The following is a 2,474-nucleotide window of genomic DNA, read 5'->3' on the forward strand; positions in this document are numbered from 1 at the left end:
TTCAACGCGACGGTCGACCTGATCGACGCCGACACCGGCGAGGTCGTGCTCGAGGCCGGCAAGAAGCTGACCCCGCGCCAGGCCCGCCTCATCGGCGAGAAGGGCGTGCTCAGCCGACGGTGCGGCTGCAACGCTTCGAGGACCTCGTGGCGCTGGCGGCCAAGAACCGCGACATCCTCATGCAGGACGCCCTGATGCGGCAGGTGCGCGTCATCCGGTTCGAGGATGAGGTGCTCGAGTTTCAGCCGACCGCTGACGCGCAGCCGGATCTCGCCGGGGCCATCTCGAAGAAGCTGCAGGAGTGGACCGGCGCCCGCTGGATGGTCGCAGTCGCAGCCGGCGAAGGCGCGCCGACGCTGCGCGAACGCGCCGACGCGGAGGCCGCAGCGCGGCTGGCCGGGGTCCAGGCGCATCCGGACGTCCGGGCGATCCTCGACCGCATGCCGGGCGCCGTGATCATCGACGTGCGCCCTCGCGCTCGGGCCGCGGACGCGGAGCTTGACGCGGCGGAAAGCGACGCCCTACCTGCGATCGACGACGACGACGAATTCTGACGCGGAAGGAGCGCCGATGCGCGACCTCATGGGGATGATGGCGAAGGCCAAGGAGCTCCAGCAGAAGATGCAGGACGCCCAGGCCGAACTCGAGCGCATCGAGGTCGAGGGCGCGTCCGGCGGCGGCGCGGTCCGCGTCACGCTTTCCGCAAAGGGCGACCTGCGCAGCGTGAAGATCGACCCCAGCCTGCTGAAGCCCGAAGAGGCCGAAATCCTCGAGGACCTCCTGGTCGCAGCCCATTCGGACGCGCGCGGCAAGGCCGAGGCCGCCGCTCAGGAGAAGATGCAGGGGCTCACCGCGGGGCTTCCGATTCCGCCCGGCATGAAACTGTTCTGAGCCCTCTGTCGCTCCCGAACCTCGCGGGACGGATAAGCCCCTCGCCCTGATGTCCCGCTCCGCCGCCGGCCCCGAGATCGAGCGCCTGATCCAGCTTTTGGGCAAGCTGCCGGGACTGGGGCCCCGCTCCGCCCGGCGGGCGGCGCTGCATCTGCTCACGCGCAAGGACAAGCTGCTCGCGCCGCTGTCGGACGCGATGCGGCTCGCCTGCGAGCGCGTCACGACCTGCTCGGTGTGCGGCAATGTCGACACCCAGGATCCGTGCGCGATCTGCCGCGACCCGCGCCGCGACGGAGCGACGATCGTGGTGGTCGAGGACGTCTCGGACCTCTGGGCGCTCGAACGATCCGGCGCGGTTTCCGCACGCTATCATGTGCTCGGCGGCACGCTGTCGCCGCTCGACGGGCGGGGACCGGAGGACCTGAACCTCGCCACCCTGCCCGATCGCGCGGCGGCGGCGGAGGTGCGCGAGGTGATTCTCGCGGTGAACGCCACTGTCGAGGGCCAGACCACCGCGCACTACGTCACCGATCTCCTCGCCGGGGCCGACGTCAAGGTCACCCGGCTAGCCCATGGCGTGCCGGTCGGCGGCGAGCTTGATTACCTGGACGACGGCACGCTGGCGGCCGCGATCCGGAGCCGGACGACGTTCTGAAGGCGCCGGCGAGGCCGCAGAGGCGATCCTCGCGACTATTCCGCCGCCTCTCTCCGAAGCGGGTTCGGCAGGGTTTCGGCGGGGGGAGCGGCGCCGAGCTCCATCTGCTCGAGCCGCGCGCCCCGCCGCGAGATCTTCTCGGCCGAGATCGCGATCTGGTCGAGGTCAGCCACCGTCTGTCCGAAATGCCCCTTGAGCTTCTCGACGCGCTCGCCGATGCGCCTCACGTCGTCGAGCAGGCGGCCGACCTCCGCTTGCAGGAGATGCGCCTGATCGCGCATCGCGGCGTCGCGGGTCAGCCCCTGCACCACCTGAACGGCCAGCATCAGCAGTGAAGGCGAGACGATCAGCACGCGGGCGCGGTGCGCGCGCCCGACCACGTCGTCGAACCGTTCGGCGAGTTCCGCGTGAATCTGCTCCGAGGGCACGAAAAGCAGCGCGACGTCCTGGGTCTCGCCCGGCAGGAGATATTTGGCGGCGACGTCCGAGACGTGCTTGCCGACGTCGCCGCGCACCCGCGCTTCCGCGGCCTTCTGGGCGTCGGGTCCGTCGGCTGAGCGAAGCCGCTCGAAACCTTCGAGCGGGAACTTGGCGTCGATCACGAGCGGCCGGTCGTCGCCCGGCAGCCGGATGAGCGCGTCCGGCCTGACGCCGGTCGAGAGCTGAGGCTGGAACGCATAGGCGGAGGGCGGAAGCGCGTCCTTGAGGATGGCCTCCATGCGGCCCTGGCCGAAGGCGCCGCGCGCGGGCTTGTTGGCCAGGATCGCCTTGAGATCGGTCACCTGGCCTGCGAGCGCCCCGATGCTGGCGCCTGCGGCGTCGATCACCGCGAGCCGGGCCTCCAGCCGCGAAAGCTGTTCGGCCGTGGCCTGGCCGTTCGCCGCAAGTCCGTCTCCGACGCGCGCCCCCACGGCGTCCAGCCGCTCGG

The 2,474-nt window shown here is 71.0% G+C and carries 5 protein-coding genes; 4 read left to right on the plus strand and 1 reads right to left on the minus strand.

What is annotated here, in order from left to right; translation table 11 throughout:
- From ACIKT0_RS16850 to recR, 4 genes are all read left to right on the plus strand, one after another.
- A partial coding sequence (locus ACIKT0_RS16850; RefSeq protein ID WP_407106531.1) for a hypothetical protein occupies positions 1-195 on the plus strand: 195 nt, incomplete at its 5' end.
- Complete coding sequence (locus ACIKT0_RS16855; protein WP_407106527.1) at positions 147-554, plus strand: hypothetical protein; 408 nt, start codon at positions 147-149, stop codon at positions 552-554. The genes ACIKT0_RS16850 and ACIKT0_RS16855, both read left to right, overlap by 49 nt.
- 16 nt (positions 555-570) lie before the next feature.
- Positions 571-891 (plus strand): YbaB/EbfC family nucleoid-associated protein, encoded by a 321-nt coding sequence (locus ACIKT0_RS16860; RefSeq protein ID WP_407106528.1) that lies wholly within the window; start codon positions 571-573, stop codon positions 889-891.
- Between the two features lie 49 nt (positions 892-940).
- Entirely contained in the window at positions 941-1,546 is a 606-nt protein-coding gene (gene recR / locus ACIKT0_RS16865; protein WP_407106529.1) for a recombination mediator RecR, read from the plus strand.
- 35 nt (positions 1,547-1,581) lie between these two features.
- On the opposite strand, the gene ACIKT0_RS16870 is transcribed toward recR, so the two are convergent.
- Positions 1,582-2,474 (minus strand): DNA recombination protein RmuC (locus tag ACIKT0_RS16870; RefSeq protein ID WP_407106530.1); only part of this gene is annotated, 893 nt, incomplete at its 5' end.

This window comes from Hansschlegelia beijingensis (assembly GCF_045505405.1).
Classification (GTDB): Bacteria; Pseudomonadota; Alphaproteobacteria; order Rhizobiales; family Methylopilaceae; genus Methylopila; species Methylopila beijingensis_A.